General features: G+C 27.6%; 27 protein-coding genes. 12 read left to right on the forward strand and 15 right to left on the reverse strand.

Annotation, left to right across the window (positions count from 1 at the left end; all coding sequences use genetic code 11):
* Positions 1–78 precede the first annotated feature (78 nt).
* Positions 79–696, forward strand: coding sequence for a DUF938 domain-containing protein (locus EV02_RS01425; protein ID WP_032520189.1), 618 nt, complete (start codon positions 79–81; stop codon positions 694–696).
* 50 nt (positions 697–746) lie between these two features.
* Here EV02_RS01425 and EV02_RS09600 read toward each other — a convergent pair whose 3' ends face one another.
* From EV02_RS09600 to EV02_RS09835, 3 genes are all read right to left on the reverse strand, one after another.
* Positions 747–908: a hypothetical protein gene (locus EV02_RS09600; RefSeq protein WP_187149184.1), complete on the reverse strand. Its 162-nt coding sequence runs from the start codon at positions 906–908 to the stop codon at positions 747–749.
* Positions 909–1,015: 107 nt separating this feature from the next.
* Positions 1,016–2,194, reverse strand: a complete 1,179-nt coding sequence (locus tag EV02_RS01420) for a fatty acid desaturase (RefSeq protein WP_032520190.1) — start codon at positions 2,192–2,194, stop codon at positions 1,016–1,018.
* A 248-nt stretch (positions 2,195–2,442) separates the two neighbouring features.
* Positions 2,443–2,574: a hypothetical protein gene (locus tag EV02_RS09835; protein WP_275040699.1), complete on the reverse strand. Its 132-nt coding sequence runs from the start codon at positions 2,572–2,574 to the stop codon at positions 2,443–2,445.
* 188 nt (positions 2,575–2,762) lie between these two features.
* On the opposite strand from EV02_RS09835, the gene EV02_RS09605 reads away from it, so the two are divergent.
* A complete protein-coding gene (locus EV02_RS09605; RefSeq protein WP_193742641.1) occupies positions 2,763–2,903 on the forward strand; it encodes a hypothetical protein in 141 nt (46 codons plus the stop codon).
* Positions 2,904–3,180: 277 nt separating this feature from the next.
* Here the strand turns inward: EV02_RS09605 and EV02_RS09610 are convergent, their stop codons facing one another.
* On the reverse strand, positions 3,181–3,339 hold the full coding sequence (locus EV02_RS09610; protein WP_179852248.1) for a hypothetical protein: 159 nt from the start codon (positions 3,337–3,339) through the stop codon (positions 3,181–3,183).
* Between the two features lie 288 nt (positions 3,340–3,627).
* Between EV02_RS09610 and EV02_RS09615 the strand changes: the two genes are divergently transcribed.
* Positions 3,628–3,780, forward strand: coding sequence for a hypothetical protein (locus tag EV02_RS09615; RefSeq protein WP_193742642.1), 153 nt, complete (start codon positions 3,628–3,630; stop codon positions 3,778–3,780).
* Between the two features lie 3 nt (positions 3,781–3,783).
* Here the strand turns inward: EV02_RS09615 and EV02_RS01415 are convergent, their stop codons facing one another.
* The 3 genes from EV02_RS01415 to EV02_RS01410 form a co-directional block, all read right to left on the reverse strand.
* Positions 3,784–4,890, reverse strand: a complete 1,107-nt coding sequence (locus EV02_RS01415) for a fatty acid desaturase (protein WP_032520191.1) — start codon at positions 4,888–4,890, stop codon at positions 3,784–3,786.
* 80 nt (positions 4,891–4,970) lie between these two features.
* A complete protein-coding gene (locus EV02_RS09620) occupies positions 4,971–5,126 on the reverse strand; it encodes a hypothetical protein (RefSeq protein ID WP_193742643.1) in 156 nt (51 codons plus the stop codon).
* Between the two features lie 85 nt (positions 5,127–5,211).
* On the reverse strand, positions 5,212–5,430 hold the full coding sequence (locus EV02_RS01410) for a M protein (protein ID WP_032520192.1): 219 nt from the start codon (positions 5,428–5,430) through the stop codon (positions 5,212–5,214).
* Between the two features lie 212 nt (positions 5,431–5,642).
* Between EV02_RS01410 and EV02_RS01405 the strand changes: the two genes are divergently transcribed.
* The gene (locus EV02_RS01405; RefSeq protein WP_032520193.1) at positions 5,643–5,960 is read left to right on the forward strand and encodes a hypothetical protein; all 318 of its coding nucleotides are present in this window, start codon (positions 5,643–5,645) and stop codon (positions 5,958–5,960) included.
* An 11-nt stretch (positions 5,961–5,971) separates the two neighbouring features.
* Here EV02_RS01405 and EV02_RS01400 read toward each other — a convergent pair whose 3' ends face one another.
* The 3 genes from EV02_RS01400 to EV02_RS01395 all read right to left on the reverse strand — a co-directional run bounded on the left by EV02_RS01400 (position 5,972) and on the right by EV02_RS01395 (position 7,334).
* Positions 5,972–6,307 (reverse strand): DUF805 domain-containing protein, encoded by a 336-nt coding sequence (locus EV02_RS01400; protein WP_032520194.1) that lies wholly within the window; start codon positions 6,305–6,307, stop codon positions 5,972–5,974.
* A 68-nt stretch (positions 6,308–6,375) separates the two neighbouring features.
* Positions 6,376–6,540, reverse strand: a complete 165-nt coding sequence (locus tag EV02_RS09625; RefSeq protein ID WP_193742644.1) for a hypothetical protein — start codon at positions 6,538–6,540, stop codon at positions 6,376–6,378.
* 611 nt (positions 6,541–7,151) lie between these two features.
* Positions 7,152–7,334: a hypothetical protein gene (locus tag EV02_RS01395; protein WP_032520195.1), complete on the reverse strand. Its 183-nt coding sequence runs from the start codon at positions 7,332–7,334 to the stop codon at positions 7,152–7,154.
* Positions 7,335–7,617: 283 nt separating this feature from the next.
* Here EV02_RS01395 and EV02_RS09840 point away from each other — a divergent pair, with 283 nt between their 5' ends.
* Positions 7,618–7,749: a hypothetical protein gene (locus tag EV02_RS09840; protein ID WP_257008698.1), complete on the forward strand. Its 132-nt coding sequence runs from the start codon at positions 7,618–7,620 to the stop codon at positions 7,747–7,749.
* Between the two features lie 64 nt (positions 7,750–7,813).
* Here the strand turns inward: EV02_RS09840 and EV02_RS09630 are convergent, their stop codons facing one another.
* Together EV02_RS09630 and EV02_RS01390 are read right to left on the reverse strand one after the other, a co-directional pair.
* Positions 7,814–7,984: a hypothetical protein gene (locus EV02_RS09630; protein WP_193742645.1), complete on the reverse strand. Its 171-nt coding sequence runs from the start codon at positions 7,982–7,984 to the stop codon at positions 7,814–7,816.
* 91 nt (positions 7,985–8,075) lie between these two features.
* On the reverse strand, positions 8,076–8,351 hold the full coding sequence (locus EV02_RS01390; protein ID WP_025923478.1) for a cupin domain-containing protein: 276 nt from the start codon (positions 8,349–8,351) through the stop codon (positions 8,076–8,078).
* Between the two features lie 119 nt (positions 8,352–8,470).
* Between EV02_RS01390 and EV02_RS09845 the strand changes: the two genes are divergently transcribed.
* Entirely contained in the window at positions 8,471–8,605 is a 135-nt protein-coding gene (locus EV02_RS09845; RefSeq protein ID WP_012008254.1) for a hypothetical protein, read from the forward strand.
* A 196-nt stretch (positions 8,606–8,801) separates the two neighbouring features.
* On the opposite strand, the gene EV02_RS01385 is transcribed toward EV02_RS09845, so the two are convergent.
* Both EV02_RS01385 and EV02_RS0108900 read right to left on the reverse strand, forming a co-directional pair.
* Positions 8,802–9,674, reverse strand: a complete 873-nt coding sequence (locus tag EV02_RS01385; RefSeq protein WP_032520196.1) for an EamA family transporter — start codon at positions 9,672–9,674, stop codon at positions 8,802–8,804.
* 140 nt (positions 9,675–9,814) lie between these two features.
* Positions 9,815–10,051 (reverse strand): hypothetical protein, encoded by a 237-nt coding sequence (locus tag EV02_RS0108900; RefSeq protein ID WP_032520197.1) that lies wholly within the window; start codon positions 10,049–10,051, stop codon positions 9,815–9,817.
* 184 nt (positions 10,052–10,235) lie between these two features.
* Here EV02_RS0108900 and EV02_RS01380 point away from each other — a divergent pair, with 184 nt between their 5' ends.
* The 6 genes from EV02_RS01380 (at position 10,236) to EV02_RS01360 (ending at position 14,478) form a co-directional block, all read left to right on the forward strand.
* Positions 10,236–11,480, forward strand: coding sequence for an NAD(P)/FAD-dependent oxidoreductase (locus EV02_RS01380; protein ID WP_032520198.1), 1,245 nt, complete (start codon positions 10,236–10,238; stop codon positions 11,478–11,480).
* A gap of 118 nt (positions 11,481–11,598) precedes the next feature.
* Entirely contained in the window at positions 11,599–12,348 is a 750-nt protein-coding gene (locus tag EV02_RS01375) for a GAF domain-containing protein (RefSeq protein ID WP_032520199.1), read from the forward strand.
* Positions 12,349–12,436: 88 nt separating this feature from the next.
* On the forward strand, positions 12,437–12,922 hold the full coding sequence (locus tag EV02_RS01370; RefSeq protein ID WP_011863482.1) for a DUF2214 family protein: 486 nt from the start codon (positions 12,437–12,439) through the stop codon (positions 12,920–12,922).
* Entirely contained in the window at positions 12,919–13,455 is a 537-nt protein-coding gene (locus EV02_RS01365) for a DUF1643 domain-containing protein (protein ID WP_032520200.1), read from the forward strand. The genes EV02_RS01370 and EV02_RS01365 overlap by 4 nt, the downstream gene beginning before the upstream one ends.
* A gap of 82 nt (positions 13,456–13,537) precedes the next feature.
* Entirely contained in the window at positions 13,538–13,666 is a 129-nt protein-coding gene (locus EV02_RS09850) for a hypothetical protein (RefSeq protein ID WP_275040700.1), read from the forward strand.
* An 80-nt stretch (positions 13,667–13,746) separates the two neighbouring features.
* Positions 13,747–14,478: a pirin family protein gene (locus EV02_RS01360; RefSeq protein WP_072014638.1), complete on the forward strand. Its 732-nt coding sequence runs from the start codon at positions 13,747–13,749 to the stop codon at positions 14,476–14,478.
* 16 nt (positions 14,479–14,494) lie between these two features.
* Here the strand turns inward: EV02_RS01360 and EV02_RS01355 are convergent, their stop codons facing one another.
* Positions 14,495–14,809, reverse strand: a complete 315-nt coding sequence (locus tag EV02_RS01355; protein ID WP_032520201.1) for a hypothetical protein — start codon at positions 14,807–14,809, stop codon at positions 14,495–14,497.
* Positions 14,810–14,894 lie beyond the last annotated feature (85 nt).

Here is a 14,894-nt window from a genome sequence, read left to right on the forward strand (position 1 = left end):
AGACTCCTAAATTGAGAAAGGTTAAATAATTAAGGATTTATAAATTATTATTTTTACTGAAGCGCCAATTTTTTAATTTTGGAAAATAGACTTTTTTTTTCGGCAACTCTAAGAAATAGAGACTGTATTGGTGATGTACTATCCCGAATTATAAAAAAAGGTTCAGTATTGGAAATCGGGAGTGGCAGTGGTGAACATGGAGTGTTTTTTCAGAAACGATTTCCTGAAATAATTTGGCAAACAAGTGACCCAGAGTTAGTGCATAGAAAAAGTATAAGTTCTTGGATTGAGTATGAAGACCTATCTAAGAAAATGCCCCAGCCTCTTGATATTGATGTAGAAAAAATTCCTTGGAAAATTCCATTGATATTAGCTAATTCTTTGCAAGGAATAGTCTCTATAAATATGATTCATGTAGCAGAGTGGTCTTGTACTGTAGCACTCTTTAGAGAGTCAGGAAAACTACTGAATAAGGGACAATTTTTGATTTTGTATGGGCCATTTAAAATTTGTAATAAGTATACAAGTGAAAGTAATTATTTTTTCGATAATTCATTAAAAATGCAAAATGATCTATGGGGTATTAAAAATCTTGAGGAAGTTTGTGATGAGAGTAGGAAAAATGGTTTTTCTCAAGAGGATATTATTGAAATGCCTGCAAATAATTTTTCAATAATTTACAGAAAAGTTTCTTGATAAGGCAAATACAAGTATCAATAAGTTTGTAAATTAATCTTATTAGATGATCAACCTGATAGTTTTTTGCTCCATTCTTTATGCTTTTGATCTAAATCTGAAATTTTTTCACCTAAACTCAACTGTCTTTCTAATAATTCAACTTTTGTAAGTGTTATTTTTTCCGAATAAAATTTAATAGGCTGTTTACCATGTAAATTGTCGCCACTCATAGAATTACTAAATTTGTAAGTATTTTCTAAGATGAAAAATTTGTTATTGCTAATTCTTTTATATTTTTTTCAGATTTGCGTAAATTAAAGTGATAAAGAATCAATGCTTATTGTGTTTTTAATCCACCATTTTTGTATGAAGATTGCCATATATATCTTCCTCTCTTGATGTCTGACTCAACAGCAACGCAATTGCAGGCAATATTCCATAAAGCTTTGTGTATTGGATCAGGATTAAAAAGATATGCTTTTTTAAAGGCTTTTTTAATTAAGACAGTTGCCTTTTTTGCGTGATAATGAGGTATTGTTGGACATACATGATGAACGACATGGCTAGAACCTATATTATGGTGAAGAAAATTAAGGACTCTACCGTAAGGCCTGTCAATCGATAGAAATGCTCCTCTCATGAAGGAAAATTCCGTATTTGAAAGATGAGGTACATCTGAATCTGTATGATGAAGCCATGTATAAACTACTAACCAACAATTAATCACTAATAAAGGGCCAAAATACAGAGCAATTACTGGAAACAATCCATACTTGAAAACTAAATAAATAATGCCCACTAATGTCAAACCTACGCCAATATCTGATATCCAAACTTTCTTGGCCCATACTGATGGCCATAATGCTTTAGAAAATGGTTTAATTGGCCAAAAATGATTTGAAGTGCCATATTTAACACCTCCTGTACTTCCAGTAAGTAAATAAGCAGGCCAGCCAAATATTAGATGTAAAACAAGTTGAAGAATTCCATATTTTTTCTTACCTAAGGTATTTGAAAAATGTAATTCTTTTTCTCCGCCAACTTTTTCTGTAACTCCGTTCCCTTTAATGACTAAAGGGACGTGAGTTTCTCCATTAGTTATGTTATTTGTGAATCGATGATGAACTGCATGAGAACGTTGCCAAGAAAAATAAGGCACCAGAAGTAATGAATGTAGTAAATAACCAGTTACAGATTCCAATTTTTTGTTTTTAGAGAATGCTCCATGCCCACATTCATGGGCAATTACCCAGAATCCCATTGCAGTGGTACCTGATATTAATGCGTAAATTATCCAAATTGGGATCATTTTTGGGGTAAATGGAATAGATAACCCTATTGCAACTACTAATGATTGAATGAAAACTGATTGTAAAAGATACCTCAAAGAAGTTTTGGTATTGCACCTAAAGTAGTTATCTGGGATAACATCCTGAAATTCTTTTATGCTTGGAATATCTTTATCCTTTATTACAAGCGCTTGGCCTTTAAGACCAGAAAATTTTATATTACTCAAATTTTTGTTGGTTGATAATTTTGTTAAATAAAAGTGAATTTATATGCTCTATTATCCATCACAGGATCTCATAATGAAAAGAATTTATAAATTTTTTTTCGATAAAGTTTTTAAGATTTAAATTTCATCTTCAAATAAAAAAATCTTTGCCAAACATTTATTATTTTATTATTTTTTTTGCAATCTTATTAATTTTTTATTTCTTTTTTATGCTGATTGTCTTTGCTCTTATTTAAAGCTTAATTAATTTAAAGATCGCGTATATACCTCTTAGGTAAACCAGATTGTTTACGTGGCTTTACTAGGATAGGTAAAACAATAACTCCTACTGCGAAAAGGCAGATTGGAGCAACTACCATCAATATAGATTCTAGAGACATGAATAATTTTGAATTTATTAATTGATAGCAGGATTTTTTTTTAAAGTCATGCGTATTTATATCTATTTTGTGTGAATAGATTAAAATTTTTATAAATTATTAAGTAAAAAAGAAAAAAAGCTTAAAAAAAAGCAATTTTTTCAAAATTCATCCTATTTACTTAATTATTATTTAAATAGTGATTGGTTATGGATCAAGAAAAAAATTGGATGCTTATGACTTATTATTGTCCAACTCATGGTGATTTAGGATTAGTAAAACCGATTCAACTAACAAAAAAAGAAATTAGTAAAACATTCTTAAAAAAAGGTAGGAGTTCTAAAAATTAATTTTTAGAATCAAACTATATTTTTATGAAAATGTTCTAATTCTTGATTGAAATCTTATTAATTAAAATCCTACAAAAATCCCATAAGCTTATTTTTTATCGGCAGTATTAGAAATATATTGAAAAACATATCTTAATTTGTATCATAATCGCATGTTAATTCACATTGATTAAGATTTTGCGATGATATCTTTTCTAAAATTCTTAACATATCAATTTCGGAAAGCTCTCCATTCGAGTTCCATTTTAAAGTTGTTTTCCTTTGAGGTGAATTTTTTTTATTCATTTTGATCACCTCCCTTTAAATGAACTTCTAAACAACGAGTAATACATTCTTGATGACCATCCACAATACTGCATTCAGTAATACACTCGAAATACGAATTAATAGAATCTATTTCTGTATTCTGATTTGTAGAAACAAATGAATCATTCATAATATTGTTAAATTTATTTGGAATAGAGATATAGCACGAAATTATGTTAAATAATTTAATTTATTAAGTTAATTAGAAAAAATAAGTATTATTTACTACATTTATTTTGCAGCTAGTTTGCCTTAAAAAAAGATAGTAAAATCCTTCTTTTAAAACACAAAAGGAAAAAATAATTTTGACTATTTAATACCTTTTATAAGGTAATCTTCCAAAAAAATCAGCATAAAGACTGATTTACTTTTCAGTAATTTAGTTAGAAGATAAAAAAGTACACCTTTAGATTTTCAAATGAAATCAGTAATTAATTGGCTTTCGAAAATGTTAGAGAGTATGGCAAATGCTTTTATGCATCCTTTAAAGAATGACTTGCCTCCAGCTATTGGTACTCATGCATATAGCAGTATTCCTCTAAAAAGAAAATTGAGAAGAAGGTTGAATTAGGTATTAATTTATAGGAATTAATTTTTCATTTTTATTATCCCAAATAATATATTTGAAGCAGTTTGAAAAATCGCTTAATTTTAAGAACTTTGATTGTTGGAGCAAATGAATATTTGCTTTATGACAGGCTCTCAAGTTGTAATTTGGTATTCTCTCAGAGAGATGATGGATACTATGGAAGGATATGTCTGCTAAAAACCAATTTAGCCAATTAGGTATATCTAAATTGCTACTACCTAAAATCGCTCCATCAATAAGATCCCAATTTTTTGTATTTTTAGCATATGTATTCTCATAGTTATGTTGTACGAAAAAAACACATATTAAAATTGCTGCTGATAAGGTTAATACAATGGAATAGAATGAAACGAAAAAAACAAACCCCAACCATTTACACATAAAAATCCATCCTATTATTACTACTATATTATTGATTATTAATTCACATAATTCACTGAAATTATCTCCATAATCAGAAAAAGGTGGTTTGACTCTTGAATTAATAGCTAGAAGTTGAGATATTTCTCTATTTTTTATTTTGATAAAAGTCTCCTCTAATATATCTTTACTGAAATTAAAAATAATAATGGCCAGTCCTAATCTAGGTTTTAAAACTAAGTAAAAAAAACCACCAGGGAAAAGCATCATCCAGTTTCGACTTGCTTTATAAAATATTTGCTCTCTTTTTGTAAGGGATTCATAATCTTCAATACTTAAAACATCTATAGGCCCTTTGTAAATTTCCCAATTTCCATTATTTCTATGATGAAATGCATGATCAATTGACCATGACTTCTGAGGAATACCATTAACCAAGCCAAGTAAAAATCCAAATAAGCGGTTTAATTTCCGTTTTGTAAAAAGAGAATTATGACCACAATCATGCATTAATGAGAATGTTCTAGAAGACAATAGTGTTAGGAGAACTATAAAAGGTATCAATAGAAATCCTTTAAAAAACAATGTAAATGGTTGATTTATTATGTGGTAGATGATTAACCAAATAGAAATTATTGGGAAGATGGTAGAAATAATTTGATAAGAAGCTCTAATATTATTTCTTTTTAAAAATGGCTTTATTAAAAAATCACCTCTATTTACTTTAAGCATAGTTCTGTTATTTTTTTGATATTAACAATTTTTAAAAAGTATTGATTATTTAATAAACAATAAAAAATTTTAAAATTCTACTAAAGAATAAATTCTTTAGACATAGTTCTCAATTGATCTAGATTTAATCTTTCTAAGTAATTTTTAAAGTCACTATGATTCTTGTAAGAGTCAGAATTTTTACTCTCGTGAAGAAGACTATTAGAAATTAACTCAATAAGATGATCTTTATCCATAATTCCTTATAGACCAAAATTCCTGTTTAAAAAATTAAGGTCTTGAATTCGAGATCATTAACTCATTTCTATTAAGAGTAAATTTTTATAAATTTTTTAAATCTTGTTCTATTTTTTCTAATCTTTCTTTTAATTCTTTTCGCTCCTTAATTAAGGCTTTTTTCTTTTCTGCCAGCTCTTTGTTGAAAGGAGAATTGAAATATTTTTGGTAAGAGATAAAAAAAACTGCTATCGCTACTGTAATGCCAAGAGCACCAATTATTAAAATTGGAGATGAAGGAAAGTCGTAAAATGGAATTGACAATGTAATTTACTAAAAATAAATTCTAGCTATCTCATAAACAAAAAAATGAGTAATAAATACTTATTCTTTAATAAGCTTTATGGGAATTATGCTAGTTATTTTGTAAAAAATAAATAAAGTTGATTTTTAATTAAATTTTTTTAAAAATAAGTATTTGTACAGCTGTCAAAGAATGAATAACTAATAATGATAAAACTAATAAAAAATTTTTCATGAAGAAAATCATAAGTAAAAAACATAATAAAAATGAACCATGGTTTAAATGGTTAACAAGAGAACTTAATTCTTATGAAGCTTTTCAGGATTTCGAATCAGGCAAGAATCCACAAGATGTAGCAGAAGATTTTATTTCTAGAAATAGTACTGCTATTTCAGAAGTTTTCGAGAATTTTGATGAAGAAGATAAAGATACACTCGATCAGTTTCTTAAATTAACCGAATGCGAGATGCATGTGTTTAGAATTCTTGAAAAACAAATAGAGTTAAGAAATAAGGTAACATTTGTAGATTTTAAACAAAGAAAAAAATGAGGAGTTAATTTCTATATAAGTTTATTTTTCCCATTACCAGTCTTACCAAAGCCTAGCCAGATGAACCATAAGATCCATCCGAAGATAGGTATTAAATTAATAAAGATCCATTTCCAATCTTTTCCAAAGTCTCTGATTCTTCTTATATCAATAGCTATTTGAGGAATGACACAAACTAATCCATAAGCATTGAAACCAAACGTTTTTAAAAATATTGGGATAGTCAGTAAAGAAATTATAAGATTCGCTAATTGAACTAACCACCAGTCCGATTGAGATGTGAATCCTTTGAATTCTGTAGCTTTAATCCAAAACTCTTTATATGCATTAAAAAAGTTATTAAGCATATATTAAAAATTCAAAGAATTTAATACTATCAATTTAATCTTCAATTTCTCAAAATGTTTTTTATTTACTAAATAGGATCAAATAAATTCATATCATTTGAATCTTGTTTTTGGCGCTCATCTCGATTTGGTAATGAACAGAAGCCGTCTTTGCAAATCATCTTTTCTTTTTCAATACTTGTAGTTTCTGAGAATATATTTTTATTATTGTTATTTGAAGATTCTTTCAGCATTTATATAAAAAAATTAAGTCCAATATTAAATTAATAACTCAATTTATTTTGATAAGCAATAAATTTAATATTAATTATTTATTTACTTTTTTTGATTTGGCAAGTCTCTCCAAAACAGCGCCATTATATAAATGAATAAAGATATAGAAAAAATATAAAGTAAAGAATTTAGATGCATTTTTATTTATTAAAGTAATAACAAAGAGGGCCTTTCATAAAAATGGGATTTCAACAGATTGGTAATTTTTTGACTGAGCAATCAAATAAATTCTAGTATTTATTTAAGTTTTTTATGCTTTCACAAACTTTGAGAAGGAAAAATTTTTAAATTTTTGGAATATATCTATTTAGTTAGTTAAACTTATAAATCTAAAAGTTTTATAAAACTAATCAAATTCTACATTTTTAAATGTTTTTTCTATTTAAAGATCTATCCTTATTTATTTCTGTTAAAGCTTTTCTACCTTCCTTAAGGGTTCTTAAGACGAGCCAGATTAGAAAGGAAATCATAAGGATGGTAAGGGTAATTAGAGAAATATGAGTTGAATCAATATTGTTGGCCAATTTAATTAAATTATTTATGAGACTTTAATTTAAAAAATTCAAAAAATTCAAATGTCTGATCTAGAGTAAGCAGGTATTAGCATTCCACCATCTTGATCATCATTATTGTCATCGTCAAACCCACCCCCCAGAAGTAATTCAATAATTACAAGTACAGTTACTGGATAAAGACACCATAATAAAGCTGTAAAAGGACTTACTGAGGAAGAAACTGAGTAAAATTCTGTCATTCATAGATAATAATCTAAAGAAATAACAAATGTGGATCCTCTGGGTAGTGCTTTATTCAATATTTCTATAAATATTTTTTTAAAACTTTTCTCTTTTGCACGAATAGATCTTTGATATGTGTTGATATTTTATTCTTAAAATCAATTTGAATAATAATTTTTTTGAACCTACTGTGAAACTAATAATGACATAATGAATCGCACGATTGTTATTTTTTATACTTAACAATAATTGTACAATTTTGATTCAAAAACTATTATTTATCTTGATTTTATAAATTCTATGTTTTCTTTCACTTTTGATCCATTGGCTGCGATATTTGGTATATCAGGAATCGTAGGCTTCTTTTTCTTCGTTTCTGCTGCTAAGGGAACTTCTAGTATCAATACAAAACCAAAAAAGGAATTAGATTAGAACTTATTGTCTCAGAAAACTAAATTGAAATTTTAGATAAAGTATTTAAAAGGATTTTTAATTATTACTTATTCCATTGTTTAGAAATAAATTCAAGAAAATCTTTTAGATCCTCTTCAGGACAATTTGTTTGTTTTTGTAAATCAATGCAAATTTGCTTAATATTTTCAAAGGCCTTTTTTACTATTTCATTTTTTTCAATAACCTCAAAATATTCCTCATCAGTAAAAGGCATAATATTAGTTTCCTTCTCGAAAATTATTTATTAACCATATTTTATCTACATTGACTTAACAGTAAAGAAGAAAAAATCTTTTTTCTTAAATTTAGCTACCTAATCGATAATGTTTTTTAATACTTTTGGTTACTTCCCATTCGCAGTTAAGTCCAGCAGGAAACTCAACTAGATCTCCAGCTTTAATCACGTAAATGTCACCGTTTTGGGTACTTATTTTCGCTTGACCTTCAATAATTAAGCAAATTTCTTTATCATCGTAATTCCATTGAAATTTGCTTGGCTCACATTCCCAAATAGGCCAACTTTTTATTCCATACTGAATTATTACGCTTGCACTACAGGGGGAAGTTATTAGAACTTTCACGAAATAGTTCGGATTTGTTTTTTCATTTTACAAATAAAAGAAATATTTATTTTCGAGAATGTGTATTTCTTTACTGTCTTTTATTTTTTTTCGTTTATCATAAAAAAAATTTCTAATTTATGGATGAGCTTTCTGTATTGTCAATTTCGCTATCTATAGCTTCTTTAGGAATATTTTTTTTATTTTTCGCTTCAAATGATGATGATGATCAAGATGGAGGTAAATTGATTAAATCACTAGAAAGAATTAATTAATTCCAAGTAAATAAAAAATTTAATAGTGATTTATAACCTATAAAGCCTGCATAAATGCAACTTAAAAAAATAACATAAACTTCTAATGTACCGAGTCTTTTTTTCTTTAATGTTTTCATTTTTTTGAGTGTTTATAGGGTAATTTTATTTAATTTGATTTTTATTAACATGAGTATTTTTTACATTAACTCAGAGATTAAAGAATTATTAATGTCAAGCCAAAAAATAAAAAACAAGTAAAAAATGTTATTTTTTGGGTAATTTCTCTTTCCTCAGTCTTAGCAAAAAATAAGGAAATTACTGGAGATATGCTTAATAAAGCCCACCCTACTCCTATGGGAAGGGTTTTAAACACAACTTGTTGTAGAAATATTCCTATATTTGTTCCAAGAAGTATTGAAATAAAAAATCTTTTTTGTTGTTTTTTGTCTATGTTTTTTAAGAAAAAATTAATCTTAAATCCTTTTAGACTAATCAAAAAAATTATTGCTCCTAATAATCTTATTTCAGTTGTAAGGAAAGGAGATAAATTGCTTTGAAGGAAAGCCATCCTTGATAAAAGACCTCCAAGAACAGCACATAAAACTGATAAAAAAGGAAAAGCAAAAATCTTAAAGTTATTTTTTTTTGAGAAAGAGGAGTTTTCCTCTTTAAAATCGTTATCTTTTCTTAGAATTATGAATAGCGAAATTGTTACTATAATTATTCCAACCCATGATTTAGTTGTTAAATTTTCATTAATAAAAAATTCCCCTGACAAAGCTGCCATTAACGGAGAAAGAGTTTCTATAGATAACGTTTTTCTTGTGCCAATTGTTTGCAGTGATTTTAAATAGAAAGTATCACCTAAACCTATACCTATTATTCCACTAATTAGTAGAATAAATATGTTTTTTAATTCAGTTGTAGAGTTTAGATTGATAAAAGCAGGTATAAAAATTAAAAAAGCTATTATATTTTTTATTAAATTAATATCTATTGATTTATATTTTTGAGTTTGCGAGCGCCAAATAAAGCACGCATATGTCCAAGATGTAGCAGCTCCAAAAGCAGAAAGGATTCCAATCAAAACGAATAATTTTTAAAAATTTTATTTTATAAATTGAGTAAATGCTAAAAAGAATACATAAATAAGAATCAAAATCCCTGGTAAGTACTGAATTAGTGATTTAAAATTATTTTTTTTCATATTTTCTAAAATAGTTTATCTTAAACAGTTTTTTTATTAGTAGGGTACAAACTCTCTAACTTCTTTCTTCTTTGAACTTTCGCATTAATTCTTTCTTCTTTTTCTTTTTTCTTGATCTCATCATTTATCTTATTTTGTCTATATCCAAACCAAAGTAGAACCCAAATAGCAGAAGTTATTAAAAGAAGAGCAGTATATTGCCCAGTCATAGGAAAACTGGCCTCAGAATATTTAACGTAAGAAAATAACAAACCCATTTAATTAACTTAAAGCATAAAAATAACGACCGTGTTGATTTTTCTAGAAATTTAAAAATTAGCAAATCGTAGCTATTTATTATGTAGTTTTAAAGTTTTATTTTTATTTTTTATATTTTTTGGACAAATTTTTCTTTATAACTACTTGCTATTATCAGATTGAAGCATATTAAATAATAAGTTTTTGGAACCTTTTGATTTAGCAGTTGTTGGAGGCGGTGCAGCCGGTTTTATGACAGCAATAACTGCTGCTGAAAATGGAGTAAAAAGAATAATAATTCTTGAAGGAACTTCAAAACTTATGGAGAAAGTAAGGATTAGTGGAGGGGGAAGATGTAACGTCACTAATGCGACATGGATACCGAATGAACTAATTGAGAACTACCCCAGAGGTGGAATTCGGCTATTGGAATCATTTAATCGTTTTGCTGCTGGAGATATATACGATTGGTTTGAGAAAAAAGGGTTAAAATTAAAAATTGAGGAAGATCTAAGAGTATTCCCAGTGTCTAATTCTTCTTCAGATGTTATTGATTGTTTGAGAAAAAGTGCTTTATCAAAAAACGTAGAAATATTAACAAAATTTTTTGTAAAAGAAATTTCAAAAAATCCAGATAATATATTCAATATTTGTAGTCTTAAAAAAGCAAAGGTAACTGCAAAAAATATTATTCTTTCAACTGGAGGTAATCCAAGCGGATATAAATTAGCTCAAAATCTGGGACACACCATTGTTAAACCTGTACCATCGCTTTTTACTTTTTCTACAAAAGAACCAAATTTGGATGAATGTAGTGGGGTATCGATAAAGGGCATTGATATAGAAATTAATTTAAAAAATAAGAATTTTCAAAATAGAGGCGATTTACTAATAACGCATTGGGGGTTTAGTGGGCCAGCAGTATTAAAACTTTCATCAATTGCAGCAAGGGAACTTTATAGCCAAAAATATAAATTTAATTTAATCATTAAATGGTCTTCTTTAAGTTATGAGGAGTTAAAAGATAAAATTAATTATTTAAGATTAAATAAAGGCAAGGTGAATCTTATTAACAGTAGACCTGTTCCACTTTTAACAAAAAGATTATGGATTTTTATATTAAAGAAAATAGGTATTAATAAAGAGAAAAAGTGGGCTGATTTACTGGCGGATGAAAGAGAGAAAATGATAAATACTCTAATGAGGGATAAATATATAATTTCGGGCAAAGGTCCATTTGGAGAGGAATTTGTTACTTCCGGGGGCGTAAAAATTAATGAGGTTAATTTTAAAAGTATGGAGAGCTTAATTTGTCCAGGGTTATTTTTTTCTGGAGAAGTTTTGGATGTTGATGGGATTACTGGTGGATTTAATTTTCAACATTGTTGGACAAGTGGATGGATCGCTGGGATGGCAGTCTCAAAGTTAAATCAATCATTTATAAATTAATAAGTAATAAATCAGTAAGTAACAATTCAATAAGTTTATCTTTTTTTATTAAGTATTAAACGGAAAAAGTTTTTTGGAGAAACTTTAATTTTAAAGTTTTAATTATTGGTGAAGATTAATGCAGAATCTTGTATCAAAAAAAGAAGAAGAGCAAAGAAGATTAAAAGCTTTAGCAGAATATAGGATTTTGGGAACCAAGCCAGAATCATGTTATGACGATATTACAAAAATTGCTGCTACAACCTGTAATGTGCCTATTTCTTTAATGACTTTGATAGACAAAGATAAACAATGGTTTAAATCCAAAATTGGACTTCAAATATCAGAAACTAGAAGAGATTGGTCTTTTTGTACACATGCAATAAAAGAAAATAGTCCATTAATTATTCATGATGCTTACCAAGATGAAAGATTTATAAATAATCCATTGGTAACTGGAGATCCAAAGATTCGTTTTTATGCAGGTTTTCCCCTTAGAAATAGTGATGGTAATAAGCTTGGAACTCTGTGTGTAATAGACAGAAAGCCAGGAAATCTAACTACACAACAATTTAATATTATGGAATTATTATCCAAGCAAATAGTTTCATTTTTAGAGCTTAGAAAAAAGTCATTAAATTTGCTAGATGCTTTATCTAATTTGCATAAACAGGAAGGGATTTTATCTGTATGTTCATATTGCAGAGAAGTGAAAAATAAGGAGGGAGATTGGATGCATTTAGAAAAATATCTTTCGAAAATTAGTGATATTAGATTCAGTCATGGGGTTTGTGATAATTGTATGGAAAAACATTTCCCAGATGTAATCGAAGTGTGGAATAAAAGGGATTTTTTTGAAGATGGTCAAAAAAGGTTTTTAAAGTCCTAGAATCAATTACTTTCTTTTTATTGTTCAATCTATTTTCTAAACAAATTCTTTATTTGGTGGTTAGTATTGTATAAATTTTGACTAGAAAATGTTATTAGGAACTTTATTAACAGGTGAAATTGCTAAAAGTGCATTAGTAGCATATGTTCATTATTTAGGAATTATATTGTGTTTCGGTTCTCTTTTATTTGAAAGATTGACTCTCAAAGTAGGTCTTAATAGAAATGAGACGATTTCAATGATAATTGCTGATGTGGTTTATGGCTTGGCAGGAGTTGCAATATTGGTTACTGGGATTTTGCGTGTTAAGTATTTTGGTCAAGGCGGTGATTTTTATACAGGTAATCCTGTTTTTTGGATAAAAGTTTCTCTTTACATTCTGGTGGGATTACTTTCTTTATATCCAACAACAACTTATATCTTATGGGCGATTCCATTAAGTAAGAATAAATTACCTGAAATATCTGAAAATCTAGTTAAGAGGTTCAGACTAATCATTACTACCGAATTAGTGGGCTTTGCAACAATACCTTTGTTTGCCACTCTCATGGCTAGAGGTGTAGGTTTAGGTTGAAAAATTTATTTCTAGAAAGAAATTGTTTAATAAGTGCTAACAAACTATATAGATGGAGTTTAAGTTATAAGATTTCTAAATCTAAAAAAGAGATTATCTTTATTGGTTTAAATCCCTCATTATCGGATGAAGTTTTCTTGGACAATACAACAAAAAAGATAATCAAAATTTCGAAAAAAAATAATTACGGCAAAGTAAAATTAATCAATCTATTTGCTCTTATTTCAAGCAAACCAGAAAAACTTTTTAATCATAAAAACCCTGTGGGGTATCTAAACAATAATCATATTTATAAAAACTTAAAACACTGGTCTGAAAATAAAAATTGTGATTTATGGTTAGGTTGGGGTAACAAAGGTAAATTTTTAAATAGAAATAAAAAAATATCAAAAAAAATAATGCAATATAACTTAATTAGGAAAAATAATTTTTATGATCCTATTGGACCGCTTTTAATTAAGAAAACAATCAAAGATAATCCAATACACCCTCTATATTGTTCTGATAATTCCATCCTCCAATCTTATTTTTAGGTAGTAAGGCTTAAATGCAAACCGGCATTTTTAGCTATTCCATTAAATATGTGTTAATTTCTATTTGTTGAGTTAAACTTATATGAAAATTTCAAAGCAATTAAATAAACTAAAAAACTTAAATGTTGAGGCAGAAAAATGTTCTACAAGAGAAGAGGCAAAAAAAATAATTGATAAAGCAAATAAAGCTCAAAGTAAAATTAACAAATAAATAAAAAGTAATTTCACTTATTTATAATTTTCAAAAATATTTAATTTACACAAATACACAATATTTATTTCTTAGTATTTATGTCTTTAAAAATAATTAAAGTAAGAAAATCCCACGAAAGATTTAGAACGACTAAAGAATGGCTAAAATCGATGCATTCATTTTCTTTCGCAGAGCATAGAGATCCAAAATGGGATAATTTTGGGAAAATTAGAGTTATAAACGAAGATATTATTTCTCCTAATGCAGGATTTAATATGCATTCTCATGCAAATATGGAAATAATTACTGTCGTAACAAAAGGAGCAATAACTCATAGAGACTCGTTAAATAATCTTGGAAAAATTTATAAAGATGAAGTACAAGTTATGTCTGCAGGTACTGGGATCTCTCATAGCGAGAAGAATGAAGAAAATGAGAGTTGTAAGTTGTTCCAGATTTGGATATACCCTCAAAAAGAAAATATCAAACCTCGATATGATCAAATTACATTAAATGAAAAGTCGTGTGACAATATTATTTTTAATTACAAAGACGGTAAAAATAATAAGCTTTTTCTAAATCAAAGTATATCTTTATGGCGTTGTAAATATAAGCCAATTAAAGAAAAAAAATTGCCATTAAAAATCGATAAATATAATTGGATACAAATAATAGAAGGTAATCTTTTATTAAAAAGTAAAGACTCTAATTTGAATTTATGTATCGAATCTGGAGATGGCTTGGGTTTTGAAGTTAATTATTATGATGATGTCTCTATAGATACTGATACAGACCTAGATTTTCTCTTATTTTCGATGCCTTCCTTATAGTTTATTTGTTACTTTTTTAACCATCAACTCCTTTATTAAATGCATTTAAGGCTTGCAAAGCCATATTAAGGTGAACTTCCATAGCACCAAGAGCAATTAAAGAATTTGGTGATTTATCTTTTAGTAAATTCTCTTTTCTTTTTGATAACTCATTAACTACTTTCCTAGTTGAAGCTTCCCAATTATTTATTAACTCTTCAAATTCTCTTTTTTCGGGGCTTTCTATTTTTGCTAATTCATCGGAAGAATGAAGATCTTTTTGTGCCTTAAGCATCAAGTAACTTAATTTTTTATGGCTTATCGCTTGAGGTAAATTGTTAGATTCACTCATTGCTAGTAGTTAATTTATAGTCAAAATCTAACTAATTAAGTGAATATTTGCTAGTGGGGAGACGGTTGTGATGACCGACCTGAAA

Source organism: Prochlorococcus marinus str. SB (assembly GCF_000760115.1).
GTDB lineage: Bacteria > Cyanobacteriota > Cyanobacteriia > PCC-6307 > Cyanobiaceae > Prochlorococcus_A > Prochlorococcus_A marinus_D.

Bases quoted from the DNA above. Each gene is read 5' to 3' on its own strand.
- EV02_RS09600 (WP_187149184.1), bottom strand. From the start codon at position 908: ATGAGTGGCGACAATTTACATGGTAAACAGCCTATTAAATTTTATTCG.
- EV02_RS09835 (WP_275040699.1), bottom strand. From the start codon at position 2,574: ATGTCTCTAGAATCTATATTGATGGTAGTTGCTCCAATCTGCCTTTTC.
- EV02_RS09605 (WP_193742641.1), top strand. From the start codon at position 2,763: ATGGATCAAGAAAAAAATTGGATGCTTATGACTTATTATTGTCCAACT.
- EV02_RS09610 (WP_179852248.1), bottom strand. From the start codon at position 3,339: ATGAATGATTCATTTGTTTCTACAAATCAGAATACAGAAATAGATTCT.
- EV02_RS09615 (WP_193742642.1), top strand. From the start codon at position 3,628: ATGAAATCAGTAATTAATTGGCTTTCGAAAATGTTAGAGAGTATGGCA.
- EV02_RS01415 (WP_032520191.1), bottom strand. From the start codon at position 4,890: ATGCTTAAAGTAAATAGAGGTGATTTTTTAATAAAGCCATTTTTAAAA.
- EV02_RS09620 (WP_193742643.1), bottom strand. From the start codon at position 5,126: ATGGATAAAGATCATCTTATTGAGTTAATTTCTAATAGTCTTCTTCAC.
- EV02_RS01405 (WP_032520193.1), top strand. From the start codon at position 5,643: ATGAAGAAAATCATAAGTAAAAAACATAATAAAAATGAACCATGGTTT.
- EV02_RS01400 (WP_032520194.1), bottom strand. From the start codon at position 6,307: ATGCTTAATAACTTTTTTAATGCATATAAAGAGTTTTGGATTAAAGCT.
- EV02_RS09625 (WP_193742644.1), bottom strand. From the start codon at position 6,540: ATGCTGAAAGAATCTTCAAATAACAATAATAAAAATATATTCTCAGAA.
- EV02_RS01395 (WP_032520195.1), bottom strand. From the start codon at position 7,334: ATGACAGAATTTTACTCAGTTTCTTCCTCAGTAAGTCCTTTTACAGCT.
- EV02_RS09840 (WP_257008698.1), top strand. From the start codon at position 7,618: ATGTTTTCTTTCACTTTTGATCCATTGGCTGCGATATTTGGTATATCA.
- EV02_RS09630 (WP_193742645.1), bottom strand. From the start codon at position 7,984: ATGCCTTTTACTGATGAGGAATATTTTGAGGTTATTGAAAAAAATGAA.
- EV02_RS09845 (WP_012008254.1), top strand. From the start codon at position 8,471: ATGGATGAGCTTTCTGTATTGTCAATTTCGCTATCTATAGCTTCTTTA.
- EV02_RS0108900 (WP_032520197.1), bottom strand. From the start codon at position 10,051: ATGGGTTTGTTATTTTCTTACGTTAAATATTCTGAGGCCAGTTTTCCT.
- EV02_RS01375 (WP_032520199.1), top strand. From the start codon at position 11,599: ATGCAGAATCTTGTATCAAAAAAAGAAGAAGAGCAAAGAAGATTAAAA.
- EV02_RS01370 (WP_011863482.1), top strand. From the start codon at position 12,437: ATGTTATTAGGAACTTTATTAACAGGTGAAATTGCTAAAAGTGCATTA.
- EV02_RS09850 (WP_275040700.1), top strand. From the start codon at position 13,538: ATGAAAATTTCAAAGCAATTAAATAAACTAAAAAACTTAAATGTTGAG.
- EV02_RS01360 (WP_072014638.1), top strand. From the start codon at position 13,747: ATGTCTTTAAAAATAATTAAAGTAAGAAAATCCCACGAAAGATTTAGA.
- EV02_RS01355 (WP_032520201.1), bottom strand. From the start codon at position 14,809: ATGAGTGAATCTAACAATTTACCTCAAGCGATAAGCCATAAAAAATTA.